Below are 22,240 nucleotides of genomic sequence, written 5' to 3'. Positions count from 1 at the left end.
GCCTCGGGCCTAGTCTGCCCGGATCATGCGCACAATCGATCTTTCCCGGCCCATACGAAACGGCATGCCGGTCTATCCCGGCGACCCGCAGGTGGACCTGCCGCCCGACTCCTGGTGGCTGGGCATTCCGACTCACGCCGGAACGCATGTGGACGCCCCGGCGCACATGCTCGAAGGCGCCCCCGCTCTGGACGGGCTCTCCCCGGACGTGTTCACCGGCCCCGCCGCCGTGCTCGACGTGTCTGAATCCGAAAAGGCCATCGGGCCGAAGCAGCTCAAGGACCTGCCGCAGGGGGTGGACCATATTCTTCTGCGAAGTGGCTGGGATGCCCGTTGGGGCTCCGACGAGTATTTCTACGAGCACCCGTATCTGACCCCGGAGGGAGCCAAAGTCCTTGCGGATTCGGGACTGCTCGGCGTGGGGATGGACTTCCCTTCCCCGGACCCCATGAGCGTGACCGACGCGCACCGGATTCTCTTCGGCGCGGGCATGATTCTGGTGGAGAATCTCTGCAATCTTTCGCGACTGCCGCTCACGGGATTCATCTTCACCTGCCTGCCGCTGAACCTCGAAGGGCGCGACGGAGCGCCGTGTCGCGCCGTGGGGCTGCTGCCGTGAGCCGCGAGTCCAATCTCTTCATCTACCTTATGCTGGTGGGTACCATGGCCCTCTGGGGCGGGACATGGATTTCCGGCAAGATGCTCGCCGGGACCATGGGGCCGCTCTCGGCCTCGTTTCTGCGCTTCTTCTCCGCGGCGGTCTTTCTGGTGATCAGCGCGTGGCGGCAGGAGGGCAGGCTGCCGCGCCTGCCGTTGAAGTTCGTGCCGCACACGGCCTTTCTGGGGCTGACAGGCGTGTTCATGTACAGCTGGTTTTTCTTCACGGGGCTGGAGACCATCCCGGCCGGGCGGGCGGCGCTCATAGTGGCCTGCATCCCGGTTTGCGTGGCGTCGGTCTCCGCCGTTGTCTTCAAGGAGCGGTTCGGTCCGCTGCGCGTCATGGGGACGCTGCTCTCCCTGTTCGGTGTCTCCATGGTGCTTTCCGAAGGCGACCCGCTCTCGCTCCTGAACCACGGCGTGGCCACCGGCGATCTCCTTATCCTCGGCTGCGTGGCGGCGTGGACCGGCTACTCCATCGGCGGGCGTGTCGCCATGCGGCACCTCGACCCGGCCCGGGCCGTGACATGGTCCTGCGTTCTGGGCGCGCTGTTCCTGCTGGGCCCGGCCCTCAACGCCGGGCTGGTGGAGGACGTGCTGCGTTCCTCCGTCGGCGACTGGCTGAACATCCTGTATCTGGGCGTCATCGCCACAGGGGTCAGCTATGCGTGGTATTACCGCGGCATCCGGGCCATCGGGCCGTCCCGCGCGGCGATCTTCATCAACCTCGTGCCGGTGTTCGCCATCATCTTCGCCCAGCTCCTGCTCGGAGAGACCGTTGGGCTGGCCGTCCTCGGCGGGGGCGCCATGGTCATCGCCGGAGTTTACATGACCAACCGCTTCGCCCGCTGAATCCTCGCCCGCCCGTCGCGTTGCCTGCTCAAGCGCGTCTTCGCGCTCCCTCCCCTTGTCCGTGTTATTTCGGCAAACGTCTTCCTGTGTTTTCCGTGCGTGATTGTTGACACGATTTTGCAATAGATATACTTGGATTAAGCAGTAATTGCATATTGTTATTCATACTCAGGGCGGAGGAATTATGACGGGAGTGCGTTCCGCAGTGGCGGGGTCGGTTCTGGTGGTGATGGTATCGCTTTTCATCGCGGGGTGTTCGGATGCGCCGGAGAAGGTGTCCGCAGGCGGCGATCCGGAGGCGGTGACGATGACGGTCACGGACTCGCTGGGTCGTACCGTCACGGTGCCGCGCTCGCCTGAGCGTGTCATCTGTTCCGGACCGGGCTGCCTTCGCTACCTGACGTATCTCCGGGAACAGGATCGCGCCGTTGCTGTGGATTCCGTGGAGACGAGGCACAGCCGCATCGACGCCAGACCTTACGCGCTGGCCAACCCGCAGTTCCGAGACATGAAGCTGTTCGGCGAGTTCCGGGGACGCGACAACCCCGAACGCATCGCCCTGCTGGAGCCGCAGCCGCAGGTCATTTTCAAGACCTACGCGCGCTCCGGGTACGACCCCGACGAGCTGCAGGCCAAGACCGGCATTCCCGTGGTCTGTTTGGATTACGGAGATCTGGGGCTGCGTCGAGACGCCGTCTATGACAGCCTCAGGCTGATGGGCGGGGTGCTTGGCGTCGAAACGCGGGCCGAGGAAGTGGTCACGTTCCTGCGTGATACCGTCGACGACCTCACGAGGCGGGCCGCCGGAGCCGAGCGCAATCCCTCCTGCTACGTCGGCGGCATCGCCTTCAAGGGGCCGCACGGGTTCCGCTCCACGGAGCCGGGATATCCTCCGTTTCTTTTCCTGAACGCCGCCAACGTTGCCGCGCCGGAGAGCGGCGCCCCTGCTCGCCACGCGGACGCGACCAAGGAGCGGATCGTAGTCTGGAATCCCGACTACATTTTCGTGGACCTTTCCACCATCCGCGCCGGCAGCGAAGCAAACTCCCTGTACGAGCTGGCCACCGACCCGGCATACGAGCACCTCGATGCGTGCCGTGATGGACGGGTTTACGGTGTCCTGCCGTACAACTGGTATACCTCCAACCACGGCAACACGCTGGCGGACGCCTACTTCATCGGGAGCGTGCTGTACCCGGAGCGATTCTCGGACATCGACCCGGCAGGAAAGGCCGACGCGATCTACGAGTTTCTCGTGGGCAGCCCCGTCTTCGACGAGCTGAATGCGGCTTTCGGCGGGCTGGCCTTCACGCGCCTTGACGCATCCTCGATCCGTGTCGGGGAGAATGCCGAGATACTGGAGCGATGAGATGCACTTCGCCGACGGCAAGATTCCTGCGGAATACCGCAGGCACACCTCGCGAAAGGGGCTGATGGTTCTCGGGACAGGGGCGCTGCTGCTCGCGGTACTGGTCTACGCGCTGTCCACGGGGGCGGCAGACATGCCGCTTGCCAAAGTCCTCCGGGCCCTGACCGGGCAGGCGGTGGAGGCGAGGCTGGAGACCGTGGTCTGGTCCATCCGGATGCCGCAGGCGCTGGCCGCCATACTGGCCGGGGCCGCGCTGTCCTCGTCCGGGACGGTCATGCAGTCGGTGCTGCGCAACCCCTTGGGCTCTCCCTTCACGCTCGGCGTGACGCACGCGGCGGCGTTCGGGGCGGCGGTCTCGGTCATGACTCTCGGGGGCGGCAGCATGCAGTCCACCGGAGCCGACGCGGTGGTCATCAGCAGCCCTTACGCCACCACGCTCATGGCCTTCGTCATGTCCATGGTGGCGACCCTGACGGTCCTTGGCGTTTCGCGAATGCGCGGGGCCACGCCCGAGTCCATGATTCTCACCGGAGTGGCGCTGGGGTCCCTGTTCACGGCCGGAACCATGTTCCTGCAATACTTCGCGGATGACGTGCAGCTTGCGGCCATGGTCTTCTGGACGTTCGGCGACGCGGCCCGCGCGGACTGGGGCGAGCTGGCCGTCATGGCTGGCGTGACGTTGCCCGCGATCGGTTTTTTCGTGCTCAACCGCTGGAACTACAACGCCATGGACGCGGGCGACGAGACCGCGCGGGGGTTGGGGGTACGCGTGGAGCGGGTCAGGCTGACCGGGATGCTCGCGGCCTCTCTGATCACGTCCGTGGTCACGGCGTTTCTCGGCGTCATCGGGTTTGTGGGGCTTGTCTGTCCGCACATGGTGCGGCGCTTCACCGGCGACGACCATCGCTTCCTGCTGCCCGGCTCGGCCCTTGCCGGGGCTCTGCTCCTGCTGCTGGCCGACACCGCGGCGCGGCTGGTGCTCTCGCCGCACGCCCTGCCGGTGTCCGTGCTTACCGCATTCATCGGCGCGCCCATGTTTCTGTGGCTCGTCACAAGGGGGAAGCGGGCATGATCCTGACCGTCTCGTCCGTGTCGTTCAGATATCGCGCGCGCCCCGTGCTGGAGGGCGTGGAGTTTCACGTGGACCCCGGAGAGATTCTGGCCGTCATGGGACCCAACGGCGCGGGGAAGACCACTCTGCTCAAATGCGTCAACGCCATCCACAGGCCCTCGTCGGGAGCGGTCATGGTGGATGGCTCGGACGTTCTGCGTCTGCGGCCGGATCAGGTGGCGCGCCGGGTGGGTTATGTGGCCCAGAAAAGCGAAGCGGGCAACATGACCGCCTTCGACGCCGTGCTGCTCGGACGCAGGCCCCACATGCGCTGGCGGGCTACGGAGAGTGACCTGCGCATCACCGAGGCCGCCGTGCGTCATCTCGGTCTGGAGCATCTGGCGATGCGCAACCTCCACGAGATGAGCGGGGGCGAGCTGCAAAAGGTCTCCATCGCGCGGGCACTGGTTCAGGAGCCTCGCATCCTTCTGCTCGACGAGCCCACCAGCGCCCTCGACATGCGAAACCGCGCAGACATTCTCGACACGATCAGGCACGTGGTGCGCGAACACGCCATGGCCGCAGTGGTGACCATGCACGACGTGAATCAGGCGCTTCGTTTCGCGGACCGTTTCATCTTTCTCAGGGACGGCGGTATCCACGCCGCCGCGAAACGTGCCGAGGTAACGGCCGAAATGATAGAGGACGTCTACGGGCTTCCCGTTACGCTGGGCGAGGTGGGCGGATTGCCGGTGGTGGTGCCCCGCGACGAGACCGCTGCCACGCTTCACGGGCGGCAGCGGCCTGCTCATGATCACACGATCGAACAATAGAAACGGAGGGCTCCATGAGTTGTATCATACCTCAGGAAAGGGTTGATGCCTGTATCGATTTTCACGGGCATGTCTGCCCTGGCCTGTCCATAGGCATCAGGGCTGCGGAATACTGCCTCGAACGATTCGGCCACAACGACACGGAGCCGATCTGTGCAGTGTGCGAAACCGACATGTGTGGCGTGGACGCCATTCAATTCCTCACCGGCTGCACTTTCGGGAAGGGGAACCTGATCCATCGGGACTGGGGGAAGACCGCGTTCACGTTTTACAGCCGCAAGGACGGCGCCGGGGAACGCATCCGTCTGAAACCGGGGGCGCTCGGGGCGGAGCATGAGCAGGCGCGCGAGCTGATGCGGCTGGATGTTTCCGAAGGGCTGGATGCGGCGGGCCGGGCCCGGCTTGCGGGGCTGCGTGTTGCCCAGCAGCGACGCATGATGGAGCTGCCGCTGGAGGAGCTGTTCGAAACGTCTTCGCCGCAACGTCCCATGCCGCGCGGCCCCATGATCATGGACAGTCTGGGCTGCGCGGGGTGCGGGGAGCCTGTCATGGAGTCTCGGGTGAGGATGCTCGGAGGCGAGCCGTACTGCATCCCCTGTTTCGGGGAACGGGAGCAGAAGCGTTGACCCGGGCGAGCGGTCCGATGCCTGTTTCAAAGGCGCGGACCCTGTGATATCGTTCCGTCATGGAAGACAGACTGGAACGACTCGAGGCCCTCGTGGCCATGCAGGACAGGACCATAGAAGAGCTGGACGGCGTGGTGGCCGACCAGCAGCGACAGATCGACGAGCTGGAGCGGAAGCTCATGCTGCTCGGCGAAAAGGTAAAACGCAACACTGACTCGCAGGACGATCAGGAGCCGGGGCCGGAGCCACCGCCGCCCCATTATGGGCCGGGGCGCTAGCCTCGGCGAGCAGGAACGTTTTTAAGGTCAAGCGCCCTTCGCCGCTGTCGTCAGGCACGCGAAGGGCGCTTTTCGTTACCCTATCTTGGCGCCGAGCCAGTTCATGGGCATGCCCGATTCCGGGACTCCTTCGCGGGCGTCCACGCCGCGCGCCTCCGAGAGCTTGTCGCGGTAGTTTTGCCAGCAGGAGTCCGCGAGGCTCGTGGAAGCGGAGATCGGGTAGGCGAGCATCGCCGCCAGCCGTGCGGACATGACCTCGGTGAGCAGGGGGTCGAAATTGGCCGGGTCGGTCTCGCGCTTGACGTAGGAGATGAACAGAGGGGCCTGTTCGTTGCACAGGATGAGCGAGCCCTGAATTTCCCACTCGCTCACGTCCGTGCCGTCGGCGGCCACCACACGCACCACCCTGACAACGTCCGATGGCAGCGAGTAGAGGTAGTCCCAGCGCCAGAGGGGGGCGTCGGCCCCGGCGGCGAGCTCGGCCTGCGCCATGGCGCAGTTCCACGGATGCGCCCGGAGCACGGCGTCGCGCACGGCGGGCCAGCGGCGGGAGCAGAGCTCCGCGCCCTTGCTGCCGTCGTCCAGCGACATGATGGGGGCCTCGCCCAGATCGAGCAGGGCGTTGTTGCAGATTTCGATGACACTTCTGGCCATGTGGATCGTCTCCAGTCCTGCCGGTGTTCCCGCTCTCCGGCTTCCGCACGGGCAGGTTTCGTCGGATGGGACGGAGTATACACCCGGTTTTCCATACCGGCGCGCAGCGGGCGCTCGCGGGCCTTTGAGGGATAAAGAAGCGTATTGACAGCGGCTTTGAACGGGTGGCGGGCGTGTCTTCTCCACAGCATGTGTAAACCGTGCCGGGGGCGGGTCTAGTGCTCCGCTTTTCTTGATATTTGCCGAGCGCTGGGCTATGTTGAAAAAATGGCTAATGTAAATATTCCGGAATATAGAATTTCCGTCGACCAGCTCCGTCCGGGAGTCTTCATCAGGTTGGAGAAGTCCAACTGGTTCTCCCACCCATTCCTTTTCAACAATTTCAAGGTGAAGGATGAAGAGCAGATCGCGGTGCTGCGCCGTCTCGGCGTGACGGAAATAATCTGTGTTCCGGAAAAAAGCGACGTACTGCCGCTTTCCCCGTCCCAGGCCCCGCAGCCCGAAGCGGTGAAGGAGCAGGATGCCGAAGCCGAACAGGCCGTGGACCGCCTCTGGGAGCTCAAGCGCGAGCGCACGAAGCGCCTTCAGGACAAGAAGCGCCGCATCGCCGAATGCGAGGAGCGGTTCAACAGCTCCATTCAGGATTTTTCCAACATCATGAAGGGCATCGTCCGCGGGAACTCGCAGTCGGTCAGCGAGGGCATCGCCTTTGTTGGGCGGCTCACCGAGCACTTTCTCACGGACAAGGAGTCCACGCTGCACCTGATGAACGTCATGGAGCCGGCCGAGCGAATGTATTCCCACGCGCTCAACGTGGCCATACTGTCCATGATGGTCGGGCGCGGCGCCGGGCTGGACTCGGCCAGAATGCAGACGCTGGGCATCGGCGCGCTGTTCCACGACATCGGCAAGACCCGCATTGAAAAGAAGCTGCTCAAGAAGCGCGGCAAGCTCACCCGTTCCGAGCAGCAGCTCATGGAGAGCCACCCGGCCTTCGGCGCGGAGATTCTCTCCAAGATTCCAGAATTTCCGGCAAACGCCATCGCCGTGGTGGAGCAGCACCACGAGCGCATGGACGGTTCCGGATATCCCGACGGGCTGCCGGGGGGCGACATCGACCGTCTGGCGCGCGTCGTTGGCATCGCAGACGCCTACGACAAGCTCTGCAACCAGCCGGACCCCGACGAGTCGCTTACTCCGTACCTCGCGCTCTCATACATGTTCGGGCAGCAGAAGAACCTTTTCGATCCCGAATTTCTGGCCCTGTTCATCCGCAGTCTGGGCGTGTATCCGCCGGGCACCGTGGTGCAGCTGACCAACGGAGCCATCGGCATGGTCATGTCCGTGAACCCCTCCAACCAGCTGCGGCCGAGCGTGGTGCTCTATGATTCCGAGGTGCCGCGCAAGGAGGCGCTCATCGTGGAGCTCGCGGACGAGCCGGACCTGAAGGTGGAGAAGAGCATCCGCCTGGCCCACCTGCCTCAGGAGATTTTCGAATACCTGAGTCCCCGCACGCGCATCAGCTACTTCGTGGACATGGATTAGCCGGCCCCGCTTGCGTCATGACCGGGGAGCGGGCTCAGTGCCGCTTCCGGTACTCGCGCGGCGTGAGCCGCAACCCTCCCTGTTTCCAGAACCCCCTGCCGTTTTTCCGTGCCGCCTTCTGGGCGTGTTCGAACAGGTCCGCATGCGTGACGTTCGGAGGCACGGGATAGGCAAGGGCGAAGCCCTGCCGCACAAGCTCCAGATTGAGCATGGCGTCCGGCGTGTACACGTATGCCAGCGTCCGCCCGTAGCGGTCGGTCCGATCCCGGCCGAAGCGCACTTCGAGGGGGCGGTCGCCGATAAAGTCGATGACGAAGTCCCGCGCCGCGTCACCCCACTCCTGTCCATGCTCGGGGGCATCCACGCCGATGAGCCGGATCTCGGTCTTGCGTCCGTCCACATCCACCACGAGCGAGTCGCCGTCGATGACGCGCAGCAGCGAGTCGCTCTGAGCGGAAACAGCCGGGACAAGCGCGGCGACGAGGAGAAAAAGAAACGGGATCAGACGTCGCGGCCGGAGCCGGTGCCGCCGATGCGTCCGATGTAGGAGGCCGGAAGCGGAGCCTGCGTCTCGACAAGGCCGCGGGCATCCTTTTCCGAGAGCGGGCGGTGAAAGAAGAAACCCTGTACGCTTTCGCATCGCAGGTCCTCCAGTTTGACGTGCTGGTGAGATTCCTCGACGCCTTCGGCCACCACGTCCAGCGAGAGGCTGTGCGCGAGGGCGATGACCGCCTTGACGATCTCCCGGCTCTCCTGGTCCTCGCCCATGTGCATGACGAAGCTGCGGTCGATCTTGAGAGTGTCCACCGGCAGGTGCTGCAGCTGTGTCAGGGAGGAGTAGCCGGTGCCGAAGTCGTCGATGGCAAGCCGCACCCCGGCGCGCTTGAGCTTGTGCAGGATGCGCAGGGCGTGCTCGGGGTTGTTCATGATGGCGGATTCCGTGAGTTCCAGCTTGAGCCTGTTGCCGGGCACGCCGGAAGAATGGATCGCTGAGGTCACGGTCTCGTAGAAATCGAGCTGGCAGAACTGCTTGGCGGAAATGTTCACGGCCATGAACAGGGGCATGGCGGCCGGGGAGGAGGCCCGCATCTGGGCCAGTGTCTCCAGCGCGCGCTCCAGCACGAAGCGGCCGAGTTCGTTGATGAGTCCGGTCTCCTCGGCCACGGGAATGAATTCCGCGGGAGAGATGAGCCCGCGCTCCGGGTGTGCCCACCGGGCAAGCGCCTCGAAGCCGATGACCATCCTCTCCTGCGTCAGCAGGATGGGCTGGTATTCCACATGGAACTCGCCTTCTTCCAGACCGCGCCGCATGTCGTTCTCCAGCGTGAGCTGCTCCACGGCGGTCTCAAGCATACGGGAGGTGAAGACCTTGAAGTGGTTGCGCCCCGCCTCCTTGGCGCGGTGCATGGCGATGTTGGCGTTCTGAAGCAGGTCTTCGGGCTTGTCGTAGTCCGTGGGACTGAGCACGATGCCGAAGCTGCCGGTGGTCGTGACGCTGTGGCCGTCGAGTTCGAAGCGTTTCGCCAGTTCCTTCCGGATGCGCTTGATGATGCGGATGGCCTCGCCCGGATTCTGCAGCTCGTCGAGCAGCAGCACGAATTCGTCGCCGCCGAAGCGGGCCACGGTGTCGAGGCTGCGGACCCCCTTGAGCAGACGACGCGCGGTCTCCTGCAGTACGGCGTCGCCGTAGTGGTGGCCCATGGAGTCGTTGATGAGCTTGAAGCGGTCAAGGTCGAGAAAGACCACGGCGAAGAAATAGTGCTCGCGGCGCTTGGAGCGCTCCATGGCCTGATGCACGCGATCTATGCACAGGTTGCGGTTGGCGAGGCCGGTGAGAGGGTCGTGCAGGGCCTGATGCCGGAGCTGCTCTTCCATCTGCTTGCGCTCGGTCACGTCGCGGAAGCTGAAGCGGACGCCCAGCGGCTTCAGGCCGATGCCGAAGACCTTCCTGCCCACGACCGAAAGCCAGCGCCTGCCATGCTGCGGGTGGTCGATGCGGAAATCCAGAAAAGAGTCGTCACGCTCCTTGAAGGAGCTGAGATAGACGTCCCAGTCGTCGCGGTCTTCGGGGATGATGATGTTTCGGATCAGCTTGGGCCTTTCGAAAAAGTCCTCGGGCGGCAGGCCGGTGATTCGCTCGCACGAGGGGGAACAGTATTTGACCTCTCCGGACGGACCGATCCAGAGCTCCCAGTCGTACGCGAAGTCCGCGATGGTGCGGTAACGCTCCTCGCCCTGCTTGAGGGCGGCGATGAGGCGTTCGCGCTGGCGCACGGCCTTTTCCGTGTTCTGGTCGGCCCTGCGGATGCGAAACGCAACGTAGCCCGTGAGGCCCGCCGTGATGGCCAGCACGAAAAGCATGAACAGCGTCACCCTGTTGCGGATGACGGCGAACTCCTCCTGCAGGTCGGCCTGATAGACGCCGGTGCCGACGACCCAGCCCCACGGCTCGAAGAGCTCCACGTAGGAAATCTTGGGAGAGCGCACCTCCGGCCGGTCATTCCATTGCCAGCTGTAAGTGATGAAGCCCCCGCCCCGTCGCGCGGTTTTCACCGCCTCGCGAAACAGGGCCACGCCGTTGGCGTCGGTGTAATCGGACAGCTCCTCTCCTTCGAGGTTCATCCGGTAGGGATGGACGACCATGCGGGGGGTGGTGTCGTTGATCCAGAAATAGTGCTTGTCGTTGATGCCGTATCGCAGGTTGCGAACGTAGTCCGCGGCTCTCCGGCGGGCTTCGGTCCGCGTCAGCTCGCCCTCCAGCGCGCGCCGGTGAAACAGCTCAAGCTGATGCGTGACGGTATGCGAAAGCTCGCGGATGGTTTCCATGCGTCTTTCGAGGACGGCTTCCTTCATGCTTGGGAGCAGGTAGGCCCAGATGGCCACGGAAAGCAGGGCAACGGCGGCCAGCGCCGGAAGGACTACTCCCAGAAAGGGTCTGCGCCGTATGTGTTTCCTGACTGATTTCATTGTGAACCGTTGCTGGGGGTAAGGGTGTCCACCCTAGATGATTGTCCGCTGGCGCGAAAGCATTATGATTACCCTTCCTCGAAGTGGCAAACGCGGTTTCGGCCCGACCCCTTGGCCTTGTAGAGGCCCTTGTCGGCTCGGCGGAGCATGGTCTTCAGCTCCGAAGTGTCCGGGGCGATGGAACTCACGCCCACGCTGACGGTGAGCTTCAGGAAGCCTGCCGGGGTCTCGATGGCGGTCTGCTGGATTTCCCGGCGCAGCCGCTCGGCGGTATCCACGGCCTCGTCCCGCTCGGTCTCGGGAAGCACCACCGCGAACTCCTCTCCGCCGATGCGTCCGGGGATGTCGGTTTCGCGGAGTCTGGTGTCGAGCACCCGGGCCATTGCCTCCAGTACGAGGTCGCCTATGTCGTGCCCGTAGCTGTCGTTGACGTTCTTGAAATGATCCAGATCCAGCATGAAAAGCGAAAGCGGCCGGCCGTATCGGCTGGCCTTGGCGAACTCCTTCTCGGCGAGTTCCATGAAGTGCCGCCGGTTGTGCAGACCGGTGAGGGCGTCCGTGGTGGCCAGCTCCTGCAGCTTCATTTCGGCGGCCTTGCGCTCGGAAATGTCCCGCACCATGGATACCGCATACCACTTGTCGCCGAGATGGAACGAAGAGACGGAGCGCTCGCCCGGGAAGCGGCTTCCGTCCTTGCGCATGGCCTCCACCTCGCTGCTGGCGCCCACCACCTTGCCTTCGCCGGTGAACGCGAACTGGTACATGCCGAGCTGCGCCTGTTCTCGCTGCTCCGGTGGGGTGACCAGCTCGTGGATATCGCGCCCCATGGCTTCGTCCTCGGTGTAGCCGAAGACTCTGACGGCCGCGTCGTTCCAGAAGATGACCGTGCCGTTGGAGTCGATCATGATGATGGCTTCGTATGCTGCCTCGGCAAGGGCGCGCAGCTTTTCCTCGCTCGCCCTGAGCGCCTCGTGGAACTTCCTGCGGTCCGTGATGTCCATGGATGCGCCGCGCACGCCCTTGAAGTTGCCCGCCTCGTCCCAGTAGGGGATGCCGCTGACCTTCATCCAGATAGGTCGGCCGTCCTTGGTGACGAACCGGTGCTCGATCTCGGAAAAGCGCTGCTGCGTGTTCCAGACGTCCCGGAAGTAACGCTTGAGCTCTTCCGAGTCCTCGTCGGGTATGAAGGAAAAGGGCGACTTGCCGATGAGCTCGTCCTGCGCGTAGCCGGTGGCGGTCTCCACGTCGCTGGTCACGAAGGTGAAGCGGCCCTTGCGGTCCAGCTCCCAGATGAACTCGCCCACCGCCTCGGACACGTCCCGGAATCGCTGCTCCGAGGCGCGCAGTGCGGCTTCGGTCTTTTTGGATGCGGTGATGTCCTCTTCCACCCCCACGAACTGGGATATCTCTCCATCCGGGCCGAGGACCGGGGATACGGAAAGGAGGACCCACGTGTCCTCGCCGGAGCGGTTGCGCTGGCGGACCTCGCCCCGCCATTCGCGGCCCTGATTCAGGACGGGCCAGACATCATCGAAGAATCCGGCTCCGCGCGGCCCGTCAAGGATATCGGGTCTGGACCCGACGGTCTCGCTCTCTTCGTAGCCGGTCATCTCGGTAAACCGCCGGTTGACGAACAGGATGACCCCGTCCCTGTCGATGATGAACACACCCGCCGAGCTTTGCTCCACTGCGGCGGAAAGGGTGTCCGCCCGCTTTCGTTGCTGCGTCTGCTCCGTGACGTCCCGCGCGAAGAGAGCCGCGCGGTCCTTGTCCTTGTCCGAGAAAGGATAGATGACGCTGTGAAAGCGGCGTCCTTCCCGTTCGTCATGAAATTCGCGGGGAACACCCTCCGCGAGAGTCTGTTGGAAGTGGACCCGGCGTCTTCTGGCGACCTCGGCCGGAAAGAGGTCGAAGATGTTCCTGCCGACCAGCCTTGCCGGCGTACTGCCCAGCCCCTTGGCGCCGATCTCGTTGATGGAGACGATGGTCCCGTCGGATTCGAGCAGGACAGCCGTGTCCGGCGTGGCGTTGAGCAGGGCCCGTGCCGCGTCCTCGCTTTCGCGCAGGCGTTTTTCGGCAGCTCGCCGCTGGGTGACGTCGCGCATGGTCACAACGGTGTGCGGCGCCTCGTCCAGTTCGATGAAGGAGGTGGTGGTCTCCACGAGCAGGGGCGCCCCGGCGGAAGTCTTCAGGACGACTTCCGCAGTGCGGCTTTGCATGTCTTCGCCGGCGGTGCCGGGGGCGGGATGAAGCAGTGCGTCGAAGGAGTCGTCGGGGCTGTCCGAGACGAGCAGGGAAGACATGAGGCTGCCGAGCATTTCCTCTCTGGAGTACCCGAAGATATCCGCTGCAGCAGGGTTCAGAAAGACGATGCGCCCGTCCGGGTCGAGAACGGCGATGGCGTCATGCGCCGCCGTTGTGATCGCTTTCAGGCGTCTTTCGTTGTCTCGCAACGACTGCTCAGTCTCCAGCCGCTGCACGCGCAGGGAGGCCAGCCGCCACAGGGCGAGTCCCAGAAAGGCCAGCAACAGTAGGGACATCCCGAGAAAGAGGCGGTACCACTCGGGCACGAGCTTGTCTTCGGGGAGAAACGAAACGATGCGCAGACCATGCCCTTTCGGGGAGATCATGGGCTTCCCCGGACGCACGAGGGTGTCCGTGGGGCTGGCCAGCCGGTTGAAGGTGAACATCCCCTTGTCGTTTCGGAACTGGCCGAAGCGGGCCTGCATGATCTTCGGCCACGCCTGCGGAAAGTCGCTCTTGAAGCGCTCGAGCGAGCCGTCCTTTCCGGCGAGGCCCCACTCCCGGGACGGGGTAGGGCCGACGAGCCAGTATCCGTCGCTGTCCAGAAGCCAAACGCCCGACTGCCTGCTGGCGGAGGTCAGGGGGGTCAGCAGCCGGTCTCCGTCAAGGCTGAGGATGACGGCCCCGAACACACCAAAATCATTGCGGACGGGGGTCGCGAAGCGGAGCATGGGGTGTCGCTCCCGGTCGATTCGTCCCATTTTGACGTTCAGGTCCAGTTCGGAAATGTAGACGGACCCCATGGGCGCGCTGATGCCTCTGCGGAAGAAGACCGAGCCGCTCCTGTCCTGCAGCTGCTTTTCGGGAACCGTCACGGGACCGGCCGGCGTGACGTCGGTTCGGGCGTATTCGCGGCCGAACCGGTCGAGGACGAGCAGGCTGACATAGTTCGACCGGCTCAGGCTGAAGTCGGCGAGCAGGGTGTTGAGAAAGTCCTTCTCGGGGAGTTCGCGATGGTTTTCGGCGATGAAACGGGCGAGAAAGACCGCGTCGCCGCTGTGCTGCTCGATGGAACGGTCGAAGAGCAGCTTCTGCCGCAGGACCTTGCTGCGCTGTTGCGTGGCCACCCGCTCGACATAGTCGCTGCGCCTTGTCTGGGAGAACCAGACCGCGGCAACGATGATGCAGAGCGCCAGCGGTGCGTACAGCAGCAGAAATTCCTTGAGGGTCTTGCGCATCGTCTCCCGCCTTCATGGCCGGTTGAAGGTTGTCATCAGAGCGGTCGCGCCATCTCGGTCCTGTTCCGTCCCTTGGTCTTGGCCGCGGTGAGCGCGGACTGCAGGCGCTGCATGAAGGTCTCGGGGGTGTCGTCGGTCCGGGCCTGCGTCACGGAGAGACTGACGGTGGTGTGAATGCCGGAGGCGAAGGGTTGGGCCTCGATGTTCCTGCGGAGCTTTTCGGCTACGATTCCCGCCTTGTCCAGCTCTATGTGAGGGATGAGGATGAGAAACTTGCCGCCCCGCCACCGGAAGAGGTAGTCTGTATCGCGGATGCGTCCGTGCACGTACCGGGCTATGGCGAACAGCAGCTTGTCGCCTTCACCGTATCCGAAATGCTCGTTGACTTCCCTGAAATTGTCGATGTCGAAGAAAATGCCCGCCAACAGGCTGCCGTAGCGCCGGGTGTTCTCGAGTTCGCGCACGATAACCGCGTCGAACTTGCGGCGGTTGAACGCCTTGGTCTGGGCGTCGATGACGGTGAGCTTGCCGATGCGTTCCGTGAGCTCTTCGGCCCTGCGCCGGTCTTCGCCCATGCGGGCCATGATGCCCCTGAAGACGAGAACGCCCTGAAACCCGAGCAGCAGCACTCCCGCCACGGTGAGCAGGTAGGCGAACTTCATCAGCCCGGCGGCCTTGTCCGGCTCGACGGTCATGGAATAGATGACCCCGAAATCGAGCAGCAGCACGAGAGCGAGGCCCGCCAGCGTCGCGCCGAAGAGCAGGGCGGTGCGTCCCTGTTCGTGCCGGTTCCGAGGTTTGTCGTTCACTTCTTTGCTCCCGGCGCCTTTGCGGGATCGCCTTCCCAGGTGTAGAAAATCGCGCCGCGATCGCTCGCGGAGTCATACCCGATCTCCACGGAAAAATGCGGCCACACCCAGCCCTGTCGGGCTCCGACCTGTCTGCCGTTCCCGTAGCGCTTTATGAGCGAGTCCTTGAGGAAAAAGTGGTTGGTCCCGCCTTCGTAGGCCACTCCCACGCGGTAGAGCCGGTCGTCCTTGAAGTAATAGGCCACGGAGACCAGCTCCGCCCCGTCCATCTTCAAGGGTTCGTCGCGACGAAAATAGGTGTCCTCGAAGCCCGGCTCCTGAACCGGGGCCAGCTCCGGGAGCTGATCGATGTGCGTGCCCCATTCCATGCCGCGAAAATCGGCAGGCGGGGGACCGGATGCGTATTGCTGCGCAAAGGCCGGAAGCGCGAGAAGCAGCAACGCGGCCAGCGCCGGAATTATTCTTTTCATGAAACCTCCATTGATATCAAATTGTACAGCCTCTTGAGGGAATTGCAAGTGCGTGATTGTTGGCAATCCCTGCTGTGGCGTGCTAATTGTCGTATCAATGAAGGAGGAGTCATGAAAGGTATTATGTGTGCCTTGTGCGCCGTTTTTCTGCTGGCAGCCTGCAGTTCCGGCGGCGACTCCCGGGAAGAGCTCCGGGAGCTTCGGTCCCGGGTGGAGCGGCTGGAGAAACAGACCGGCCTGCTGCGAGAGGGCATGAAGCAGACCCGGAAGACGCTTGAAGCGGTGGAAAGCGGCATCGCGCGCATGCGCGGCGGTGACGCGGGCAACGCCCCCGACGGTGCCGGACCCGAAGTGTCCGACGACGAGGTGACCAAGGAAGAGCTGGACAGCAAGGCCCGCAGGTTTGCCGGGGAAAGCCTCGACAGGCTGCTTGATATTTCCCGTTCCGTGCTCGACCGTCTGGAACAGCAACTTGAAAAGCTTGAACAGGAGCCGCCGGAGCCGAAGAGCGCGCCCGGAGGGTCTCCGGCGGAGGAAACCATATGAAACGACTGATACTGACCGGGATCATGCTGCTGATGGTTGCCGGGTGTGCTTCCGGAGGCATCGTGCCTCTTCATTACACTCCCGTGCAGGCCGTGCGGGGCGACTGCCCGGGCGTGGTGAGCCTCATCAAGTTTGAGGACGCGCGGGCCGACGAGGTGCTCGGCAGGACGGATAAAGACCAGCCGATCCGCGCCGCGGGCGACCTCGGCGAATGGGTGGCGCGCGCCGTGTTCACGGAGATGTCCAACGACGACTGCGACGTGCGTTATCATGAAATGGAAGGCGCCTTCCCGGCGGATGCCGTCCTGAAGGGGCAGGTGCTGCGCGCCTCTCTGGAGCCCACCGGCAAGACGGCGTGGAAGGCCGTGCTTCAGGTCCGCTTCGAGCTCCTGCGCGACGGGCGTACCATCTATGCCGAGAAGGGCTTTGCGGAAGTGGAGAAGCCGGTGCTCCCGGGAGTGGCCTCCCGCGAGGACCTTCTTGATGAAGCGCTCGGCGGCGTCATCGATGTGGTGCTCCCCTCAGTGATGCGGGAGCTGCGCTCGCTCTGATCCGCGGACAATTGCAGAATCGAAAACGGGCGCGGCTTCTCGTGAAGCCGCGCCCGTTTTTCATGAGGAGGCGTCGGTCCTATATGTCAAGCAGGGCAGCGCGGATGTCGCGCTTGCCGAAGCTGCGTGCCTGGTTTTCATCCCACATGAAAATGTCGATGCGCTTGGAGTAGCGCTTGTTCATGAGGTCGTTGATCTCGAAAATGCCCACTCCCTCGATGCGGATCTTCTTGCCGAAGACCCAGCCCTGATCGAAGAGGTCGCGGGAGACCGCCACGGTTCCCTCGCGGACCTTTCTCATGCTGGCCGCGATGAGCGGGTCCGAGTCGGTCTGTTCCTCAACGGGGTTGTACGCCGTCACGGTGACGGTAAGTACGTTGGGGGAAGAGACCGCCTTGGTGAGCAGTCGTGCTTCCTCTATCATCTGTTTGCGCGCCTCGGCCGTCCTCTTCGTCAGGGCGAGTTTGTGGCGCAGGGAATCTATTTCCATGTTCTGCCAAGCCACCACGCCGCCCATGAGCACGAGAGCCGTGCAAAGCAAAGGTGTTGCAATCATTATGGAAAAAAATCTCATATCCACACTCCGTGTTTGTTCCGGGAGGAGGCATATAAGGAGTCGAAGCAATCGTGTCAAATCCGGGGCGTTGTTTTTTTGCAATGCGCAAATCGTTTTCAATCGGCTGAAATTACCGAAAAACCGCTTTCAGCGCCTGAATGCGCCCTGTCCTGCGGTTGTGTGATTTCGGGAGGTTGGGCAATAATGTAAAAATAACACATACCGTCAGCTTATATAGATTGACCGATAGCATGGCTTGTATTAGCGTGGCGAACATATTTGTGCGGGAGGGACGCAATGCTTCAATTCAGAGCGCTGCCTGTGGAACGGGGAGACGCTTTTCTGCTTGCCACCGGACGGGGGGCATATCTTGTCGACGGAGGAAGCGGCAGCGAAAGACAGCTGGCCGGGATGCTCCGCTCGCGCGGGGTGAAGAAACTGCGAGCGGCCATCATCACGCATTTCGACCCTGACCATGTCGATGGGGTTCTGTCGCTCATAGGGCAGGGCTTTTCGATAACCGAATGCTGGCTGCCGCAGTCGCTGGCGGAGGTCTGCCGGACGGCGGTGGGGCTGCCCTGCGACATGCGCGGCTGGCATGAGGCGGAAGATGCCGCCCCAACCGAGCTTCCCGCTCCGAAGCAGGGGGAGGGAGCCGACGAAACCGCTGTCAGAGAGCTCTTCCTTGCCGGTGGCCGCAAGCTCGCCGGGCTGGCGCTGGACTGTGCGCTGCGCATCTCCGGGAAAGGTGAACCCGAAGATTTCGAGGCGCTGTGGCAGGGCATTCGCGGCAGCATGGAGCGCCACAGCGCCCCGGACGCCTATTTTTCCGTTGCCAGGAAACTGATCTCCGGCAGCCGCGAGAGCGTGTTCGACATGGCCAGAGACATCCGCGGCGGGAACGGCTACCGCCTCTGCGCGGTGGCTGCCGCGACCGAGGCCAGACTTCAGCCCACGGGTCCGCTCGGCGAGCTCTGCCAGTCCCTGTCGCTGGCCGCCCAGAGTGCCCTGCTACTCTGGGACAGCCCTTCACGGCTGCGGTTCTTCTCGCTGGAGAGCGAGCGCGTGGATTACCTCATCCCCCACAGTCACATGATGTGCCTCAACGGTGTGCAGGTGACGCCGCGCAGCGTCCCGGGCCAGTCCCGGCCCGAGGACCTGATCTCGCTTGCCCGGGGACTGGCCGAGGATCGCTTCAGCCGAGTCTTTCGCTACGGCGACAGGGACTGCTCCGTGCTGTTCTGCTCCGATTCCAGCCTGCCGTTTCTCTCCACCAAGTCCCGCATGGAGCTGGACAGGCCGACGCTGGTCACCGCTCCGCGGCATGGGGGAACCTCGTGCGACAGAGTGTATCCGCTCATCGAGTCGCGCTCGCCCGAGGAGGACGTCTGGGTCCGGTCGCACAATCCCGGTCAGTACAAGACCTCCGAATGGTTCAAGGGCATGAACCGGTTCTATTGCCTCAACTGCGGCGGGAGCCTCCTGCAGGAGATAGCGGCGGAGCACGACGGCAGGCGCTGGAGGGTCCTTTCCGGCAATACCTGCCGCCATTGACTCGCAATCGCCCGGAAAACATGCTAGCGGATTCCTGACTTCCGTTCGGAGGTCGGGGAACTATGCGCATACTCAACGTCATCACAGGGCTGAACACCGGCGGCGCCGAGACCATGCTGCTCAAGCTGTGCGGCGGCCTCCGCGCCAAGGGTGCGGATGTCGAGGTCGTGTCGCTGCTGGAGCCCGGCACCGTTGGCAGGCGCATCGCCGAGACCGGAGTGCCAGTCGTGGGTCTCGGGATGCGTCGCGGCGTGCCGTCGCCCGGGGCGCTGGCGTCCCTGATTGCCCTGCTGCGCAGGAGGCGGCCGCATATTGTCCTGTCGTGGCTCTACCACGCGGACCTGCTGGCCTTTGCCGCCACGCGGTTCGCTCCCCGCAGCGCCCTCGTCTGGAACCTGCGCTGCTCCTACATGAATCTGGCAGAATACAGGCGCACCACGGGCCTGACGGTCCGGGCCTGCGCCGCGTTCTCCCGCTTTCCCGACGCGGTCATGGCCAACTCGGACGAGGCCATACGCTTCCACGAGTCTCTCGGATACAGACCCCGCCGCACGCAGGTTGTCCCCAATGGTTTCGATACCGAACGCTTCCGCCCGGACGCCGAGGCGCGACGGGCTCTGCGCGAGCGCGTCGGCGCTGCCGAAGATGACTTCCTTGTGGGGCTGGCCGGACGCCATGATCCCATGAAGGACCATGCGACCTTTCTTGACGCGGCGGGCCGGGCGATGGCGGAGAACCCCCGCCTGCGCTTCGCGCTCTGCGGCACGGGCGTGGACGAGGACAACCGGAATCTGGCGGAACGTATTCGGACTGCGGGGCTGGGTGACAGGGTGCACCTGCTCGGTCGTCTGGACGACATGCCGGGCTTTATGGCGGGGCTGGACCTGCTGGCCCTCTCTTCCGTAGGCGAATCCTTCCCGAATGTGCTGGGCGAGGCCATGGCGTGCGGAGTGCCCTGCGTATCCACGGATGTGGGGGACGCCGCCGCGATCATCGGGGACACCGGGTCGGTCGTGCCGCCGCGGGACCCGCAGGCGCTGGCGCGCGCGCTGCTGAATGTGTCTCGGATGTCTCGGGAATCATTGCGAAACGCTGGAAGTGCCGCGCGACTCAGGGTGGAGCAGGAGTACGGCCTTGAGTCGGTAACGGAAAAGTATCTTTCCTTTTTGCGGCAATTGCGGAAATAATACCCATAGCTTGAAGAGCATGGCAGATTGCATGTACGATACGATTATGTCGACTATCATGTAGGGAGTACAGCATGACATTTTTCGATTCCGATTTTTTCCTCGGAAGTCTCGGGGGCGACAACGAACTGGCGGCGGAACTGCTTGACGCCTATCTGGAAGACAGCCCTAAGCGGCGCGACACGCTGGCTCAGGCGGTGGAGAACGGTGACCTGGATGGCGCTGCCAAGGCCGCCCATTCCCTCAAGGGCATGTCCGGCGTGGTCCGGGCGTCGCGCCTTTCCGACATGGCCCTGTCCATGGAAATGGCGGCCAAGGAGGGGCGTGAAGAGCAGCTGCGCGAGCAGTTCGAGCAGTTCGACTCCTCCTTTGACGCGGCAATAGGCGAGATGAAGGATTTCCGCGATTCCATCTGATTCGGGATTTCGATGTAAAAAAGGCCCCCGCACCTTCCGGTGCGGGGGCCTTTGTCGTTCAGGCTGCCGGATCTAGTTGGATTCGGCTTCGGAACCCTTTTCGGCCTTGTCGGCTTCAACAACGGCGTCGAAGTCGATCTGGACCTTGTTCATGCGCTCGGTGACTTCTTCGGTCACATCGAGTTCCGGAGACATGGAAAGGGCGGACTGCTTGGGCAGGATGATGTCGAGGCCCTTTTCCTTGCGGAAGGCTTCCAGTTCCTTGACAAAGGCCTCGTTGAGCTTGCCGAAGATGCGCTGCTGTTCCTTGCCCATGCTCTGCTGCAGCTTGCTCATGGCCTGCTTGTAGCGGGCCGTGGTTTCCTGATTTTCGTCAGCCTGCATGGCTTCGTAGGCTTCGCGCGCATCGGCCTGAAGTCCTTCGCCTTTCTTCTGCAGGTAGGCCATGGCTTCGGAGGTGGCGGAGTTGCTCTGGAAGGCGACGGTTTCGTCCACCACGCCGATCTTCAGGCTGTCGGCCTTCTGCTGCTGGTTGCAGGCGGTGAGGCCGAGAAGAAGGACGAGGGCGCAGAGCGCGGATGCGTAACGTTTCATGTGATGAAGCTCCAATGTTTGTTTTTTGATGATTTCAAGGGTCCGTCTACGCCCGGCCGAATCAAATGGCAACCCTGTCGAATCCCGAACTGCGCAGCTCGGTCCCGTCGGGGCCGAGGATGAGGCATTCGGTTCCGGGGCGTGACCTGACGAGTTGCAGGCCGTTTCTGGGGCCGAGGACGTAGACCGCGGTCGAGAGCGCGTCGGCTTCGGCCGCGTTGCGGGCGATGACGGTGACCCCGGCCGCGGTGCGGCAGGGATATCCGGTTCTGGGGTCCAGCAGGTGGGCGAATCCGCCGGCCTCGGGCCGGAGCGATTCGTAGCTGCCGGAACTGGCGACGGCGCCGTTGCGAAGCCGCGTGACCGCAGGGTACTCGCCGCCGTCGGGCGACTGAACAGCGACCCGCCACGAGCGGTGGTCCGAGTCGGTCCTGGCCCGGATGTCACCTCCGGCGTTGATGAGGTGCGTGGAGGCGCCGAAGTCGCTCATGACCTCGGAGGCCCTGTCCACCAGTGCGCCCTTGGCGATGCCGTCGAGGGTGACCGCCATGTCGCAGCCCAGCGCCAGACGCTGGCCGGAAACGACGATTCGTTCGGCGTGCACCAGTTCGAGCGCCTGCCTGACCTCTTGGCGGTCCGGCTCGACACCCTTTGCCGCGGCCTCGCGGAAGAGAGACACCAGCGGGGTGACGGACGGATCGAAAGCGCCGTCTGTCGAGCGGTGCCAGTTGGCGGCGGCCTCCATGAGGGAGACCATCTGCGGCGGCGGCGCGGCCAGCTCGCCGTCGCGGTTGAGCACGGAGAGGGCGGAAGAGCGGTCGTGTCCGTCGAAAACGGGCAGCTCTGCGCGGATGGCCTCAAAGGCCCTCCCGGCGGCTTCATCCGCGAAGTCCCCCGACGGGTGCGCCACCGTGACGGTGACGAATGTTCCCATGAGCAGGGCCGTGCGGCTGTGCCGCTTCGTGCCCGGTGCGGCAAACGCCGTTACGGGCAGGGAGCCCGCGCCGAGGGTCAGACCCAGAACGCCAAGGCTCCGGAGCATGTCTCTGCGGGAAAGTGTGCGGGCCATTCGCTGCTCCCGTGCTTGGGGGTTAAAATCGTTTCCAGACTACGCAACCGGCATGTTTTTGTCCAGACGGTGCGGTTTTCAGGGCATCTCTTCGTGCCGGGGCATGTTTTGCCCACTGCATGGGGATGATAACCCGCCGGGATGAAATGTCAATCCCGTGGCATGGCTGTTGCT

22 protein-coding genes are annotated in these 22,240 nt (G+C 63.8%); 13 read left to right on the top strand and 9 right to left on the bottom strand.

The features are described from left to right. The first annotated feature begins 25 nt into the window (after positions 1-25). The 7 genes from BR24_RS01760 to BR24_RS01730 all read left to right on the top strand — a co-directional run bounded on the left by BR24_RS01760 (position 26) and on the right by BR24_RS01730 (position 5,666). Entirely contained in the window at positions 26-619 is a 594-nt protein-coding gene (locus tag BR24_RS01760; RefSeq protein ID WP_496539795.1) for a cyclase family protein, read from the top strand. Beyond that, the gene (locus BR24_RS01755) at positions 592-1,509 is read left to right on the top strand and encodes a DMT family transporter (protein ID WP_496539794.1); all 918 of its coding nucleotides are present in this window, start codon (positions 592-594) and stop codon (positions 1,507-1,509) included. Before BR24_RS01760 ends, BR24_RS01755 begins: the two co-directional genes overlap by 28 nt. Positions 1,510-1,693: 184 nt before the next feature. Continuing rightward, positions 1,694-2,878 carry an iron ABC transporter substrate-binding protein gene (locus BR24_RS01750; RefSeq protein ID WP_496539793.1) on the top strand — a complete coding sequence of 395 codons (1,185 nt, stop codon included), beginning with the start codon at positions 1,694-1,696 and terminating at the stop codon, positions 2,876-2,878. A 1-nt stretch (position 2,879) separates the two neighbouring features. Continuing rightward, positions 2,880-3,950, top strand: a complete 1,071-nt coding sequence (locus BR24_RS01745; RefSeq protein ID WP_496539801.1) for a FecCD family ABC transporter permease — start codon at positions 2,880-2,882, stop codon at positions 3,948-3,950. Continuing rightward, a complete protein-coding gene (locus BR24_RS01740) occupies positions 3,947-4,762 on the top strand; it encodes an ABC transporter ATP-binding protein (RefSeq protein WP_496539792.1) in 816 nt (271 codons plus the stop codon). The genes BR24_RS01745 and BR24_RS01740 overlap by 4 nt, the downstream gene beginning before the upstream one ends. A gap of 14 nt (positions 4,763-4,776) precedes the next feature. Next, on the top strand, positions 4,777-5,388 hold the full coding sequence (locus BR24_RS01735) for an FmdE family protein (protein ID WP_496539791.1): 612 nt from the start codon (positions 4,777-4,779) through the stop codon (positions 5,386-5,388). A gap of 59 nt (positions 5,389-5,447) precedes the next feature. Beyond that, positions 5,448-5,666 (top strand): SlyX family protein, encoded by a 219-nt coding sequence (locus BR24_RS01730; protein ID WP_496539790.1) that lies wholly within the window; start codon positions 5,448-5,450, stop codon positions 5,664-5,666. A gap of 75 nt (positions 5,667-5,741) precedes the next feature. On the opposite strand, the gene BR24_RS01725 is transcribed toward BR24_RS01730, so the two are convergent. Further along, positions 5,742-6,320, bottom strand: coding sequence for a phage connector family protein (locus BR24_RS01725; protein WP_496539789.1), 579 nt, complete (start codon positions 6,318-6,320; stop codon positions 5,742-5,744). 267 nt (positions 6,321-6,587) lie between these two features. Here BR24_RS01725 and BR24_RS01720 point away from each other — a divergent pair, with 267 nt between their 5' ends. Beyond that, positions 6,588-7,865 (top strand): cyclic di-GMP phosphodiesterase, encoded by a 1,278-nt coding sequence (locus BR24_RS01720; protein ID WP_496539788.1) that lies wholly within the window; start codon positions 6,588-6,590, stop codon positions 7,863-7,865. A 34-nt stretch (positions 7,866-7,899) separates the two neighbouring features. Here BR24_RS01720 and BR24_RS01715 read toward each other — a convergent pair whose 3' ends face one another. The 5 genes from BR24_RS01715 to BR24_RS01695 all read right to left on the bottom strand — a co-directional run bounded on the left by BR24_RS01715 (position 7,900) and on the right by BR24_RS01695 (position 15,593). Continuing rightward, positions 7,900-8,274 carry a thermonuclease family protein gene (locus tag BR24_RS01715; protein WP_496539787.1) on the bottom strand — a complete coding sequence of 125 codons (375 nt, stop codon included), beginning with the start codon at positions 8,272-8,274 and terminating at the stop codon, positions 7,900-7,902. Positions 8,275-8,366: 92 nt separating this feature from the next. Then, entirely contained in the window at positions 8,367-10,832 is a 2,466-nt protein-coding gene (locus BR24_RS01710; RefSeq protein WP_496539786.1) for an EAL domain-containing protein, read from the bottom strand. Positions 10,833-10,900: 68 nt separating this feature from the next. After that, positions 10,901-14,314 (bottom strand): PAS domain S-box protein, encoded by a 3,414-nt coding sequence (locus BR24_RS01705; RefSeq protein WP_496539785.1) that lies wholly within the window; start codon positions 14,312-14,314, stop codon positions 10,901-10,903. A gap of 35 nt (positions 14,315-14,349) precedes the next feature. After that, the gene (locus BR24_RS01700) at positions 14,350-15,123 is read right to left on the bottom strand and encodes a GGDEF domain-containing protein (protein ID WP_496539784.1); all 774 of its coding nucleotides are present in this window, start codon (positions 15,121-15,123) and stop codon (positions 14,350-14,352) included. Next, on the bottom strand, positions 15,120-15,593 hold the full coding sequence (locus BR24_RS01695) for a hypothetical protein (RefSeq protein ID WP_496539783.1): 474 nt from the start codon (positions 15,591-15,593) through the stop codon (positions 15,120-15,122). Before BR24_RS01695 ends, BR24_RS01700 begins: the two co-directional genes overlap by 4 nt. Before the next feature lie 111 nt (positions 15,594-15,704). On the opposite strand from BR24_RS01695, the gene BR24_RS01690 reads away from it, so the two are divergent. Together BR24_RS01690 and BR24_RS01685 are read left to right on the top strand one after the other, a co-directional pair. After that, positions 15,705-16,139: a hypothetical protein gene (locus BR24_RS01690; protein WP_496539782.1), complete on the top strand. Its 435-nt coding sequence runs from the start codon at positions 15,705-15,707 to the stop codon at positions 16,137-16,139. Beyond that, positions 16,136-16,690: a hypothetical protein gene (locus BR24_RS01685; protein ID WP_496539781.1), complete on the top strand. Its 555-nt coding sequence runs from the start codon at positions 16,136-16,138 to the stop codon at positions 16,688-16,690. The genes BR24_RS01690 and BR24_RS01685 overlap by 4 nt, the downstream gene beginning before the upstream one ends. A 79-nt stretch (positions 16,691-16,769) precedes the next feature. Here BR24_RS01685 and BR24_RS01680 read toward each other — a convergent pair whose 3' ends face one another. Continuing rightward, on the bottom strand, positions 16,770-17,264 hold the full coding sequence (locus tag BR24_RS01680) for a 3D domain-containing protein (RefSeq protein ID WP_496539780.1): 495 nt from the start codon (positions 17,262-17,264) through the stop codon (positions 16,770-16,772). Positions 17,265-17,543: 279 nt separating this feature from the next. On the opposite strand from BR24_RS01680, the gene BR24_RS01675 reads away from it, so the two are divergent. The 3 genes from BR24_RS01675 to BR24_RS01665 all read left to right on the top strand — a co-directional run bounded on the left by BR24_RS01675 (position 17,544) and on the right by BR24_RS01665 (position 20,403). Continuing rightward, a complete protein-coding gene (locus BR24_RS01675; RefSeq protein WP_496539779.1) occupies positions 17,544-18,800 on the top strand; it encodes an MBL fold metallo-hydrolase in 1,257 nt (418 codons plus the stop codon). A 62-nt stretch (positions 18,801-18,862) separates the two neighbouring features. Next, positions 18,863-19,987, top strand: coding sequence for a glycosyltransferase family 4 protein (locus BR24_RS01670; RefSeq protein WP_496539778.1), 1,125 nt, complete (start codon positions 18,863-18,865; stop codon positions 19,985-19,987). 74 nt (positions 19,988-20,061) lie between these two features. Then, on the top strand, positions 20,062-20,403 hold the full coding sequence (locus tag BR24_RS01665) for an Hpt domain-containing protein (protein WP_496539777.1): 342 nt from the start codon (positions 20,062-20,064) through the stop codon (positions 20,401-20,403). A gap of 72 nt (positions 20,404-20,475) precedes the next feature. Here BR24_RS01665 and BR24_RS01660 read toward each other — a convergent pair whose 3' ends face one another. Continuing rightward, entirely contained in the window at positions 20,476-20,997 is a 522-nt protein-coding gene (locus tag BR24_RS01660; RefSeq protein WP_496539776.1) for an OmpH/Skp family outer membrane protein, read from the bottom strand. A 61-nt stretch (positions 20,998-21,058) separates the two neighbouring features. Beyond that, positions 21,059-22,066 carry an FAD:protein FMN transferase gene (locus BR24_RS01655; RefSeq protein ID WP_496539775.1) on the bottom strand — a complete coding sequence of 336 codons (1,008 nt, stop codon included), beginning with the start codon at positions 22,064-22,066 and terminating at the stop codon, positions 21,059-21,061. Between the last annotated feature and the right edge of the window lie 174 nt (positions 22,067-22,240).

The sequence above is a fragment of the Pseudodesulfovibrio halophilus DSM 5663 genome (genome assembly GCF_059568665.1).
Note: the sequence above shows the minus strand (reverse complement) of the source record. Positions and strands in the feature narration are given on the sequence as shown.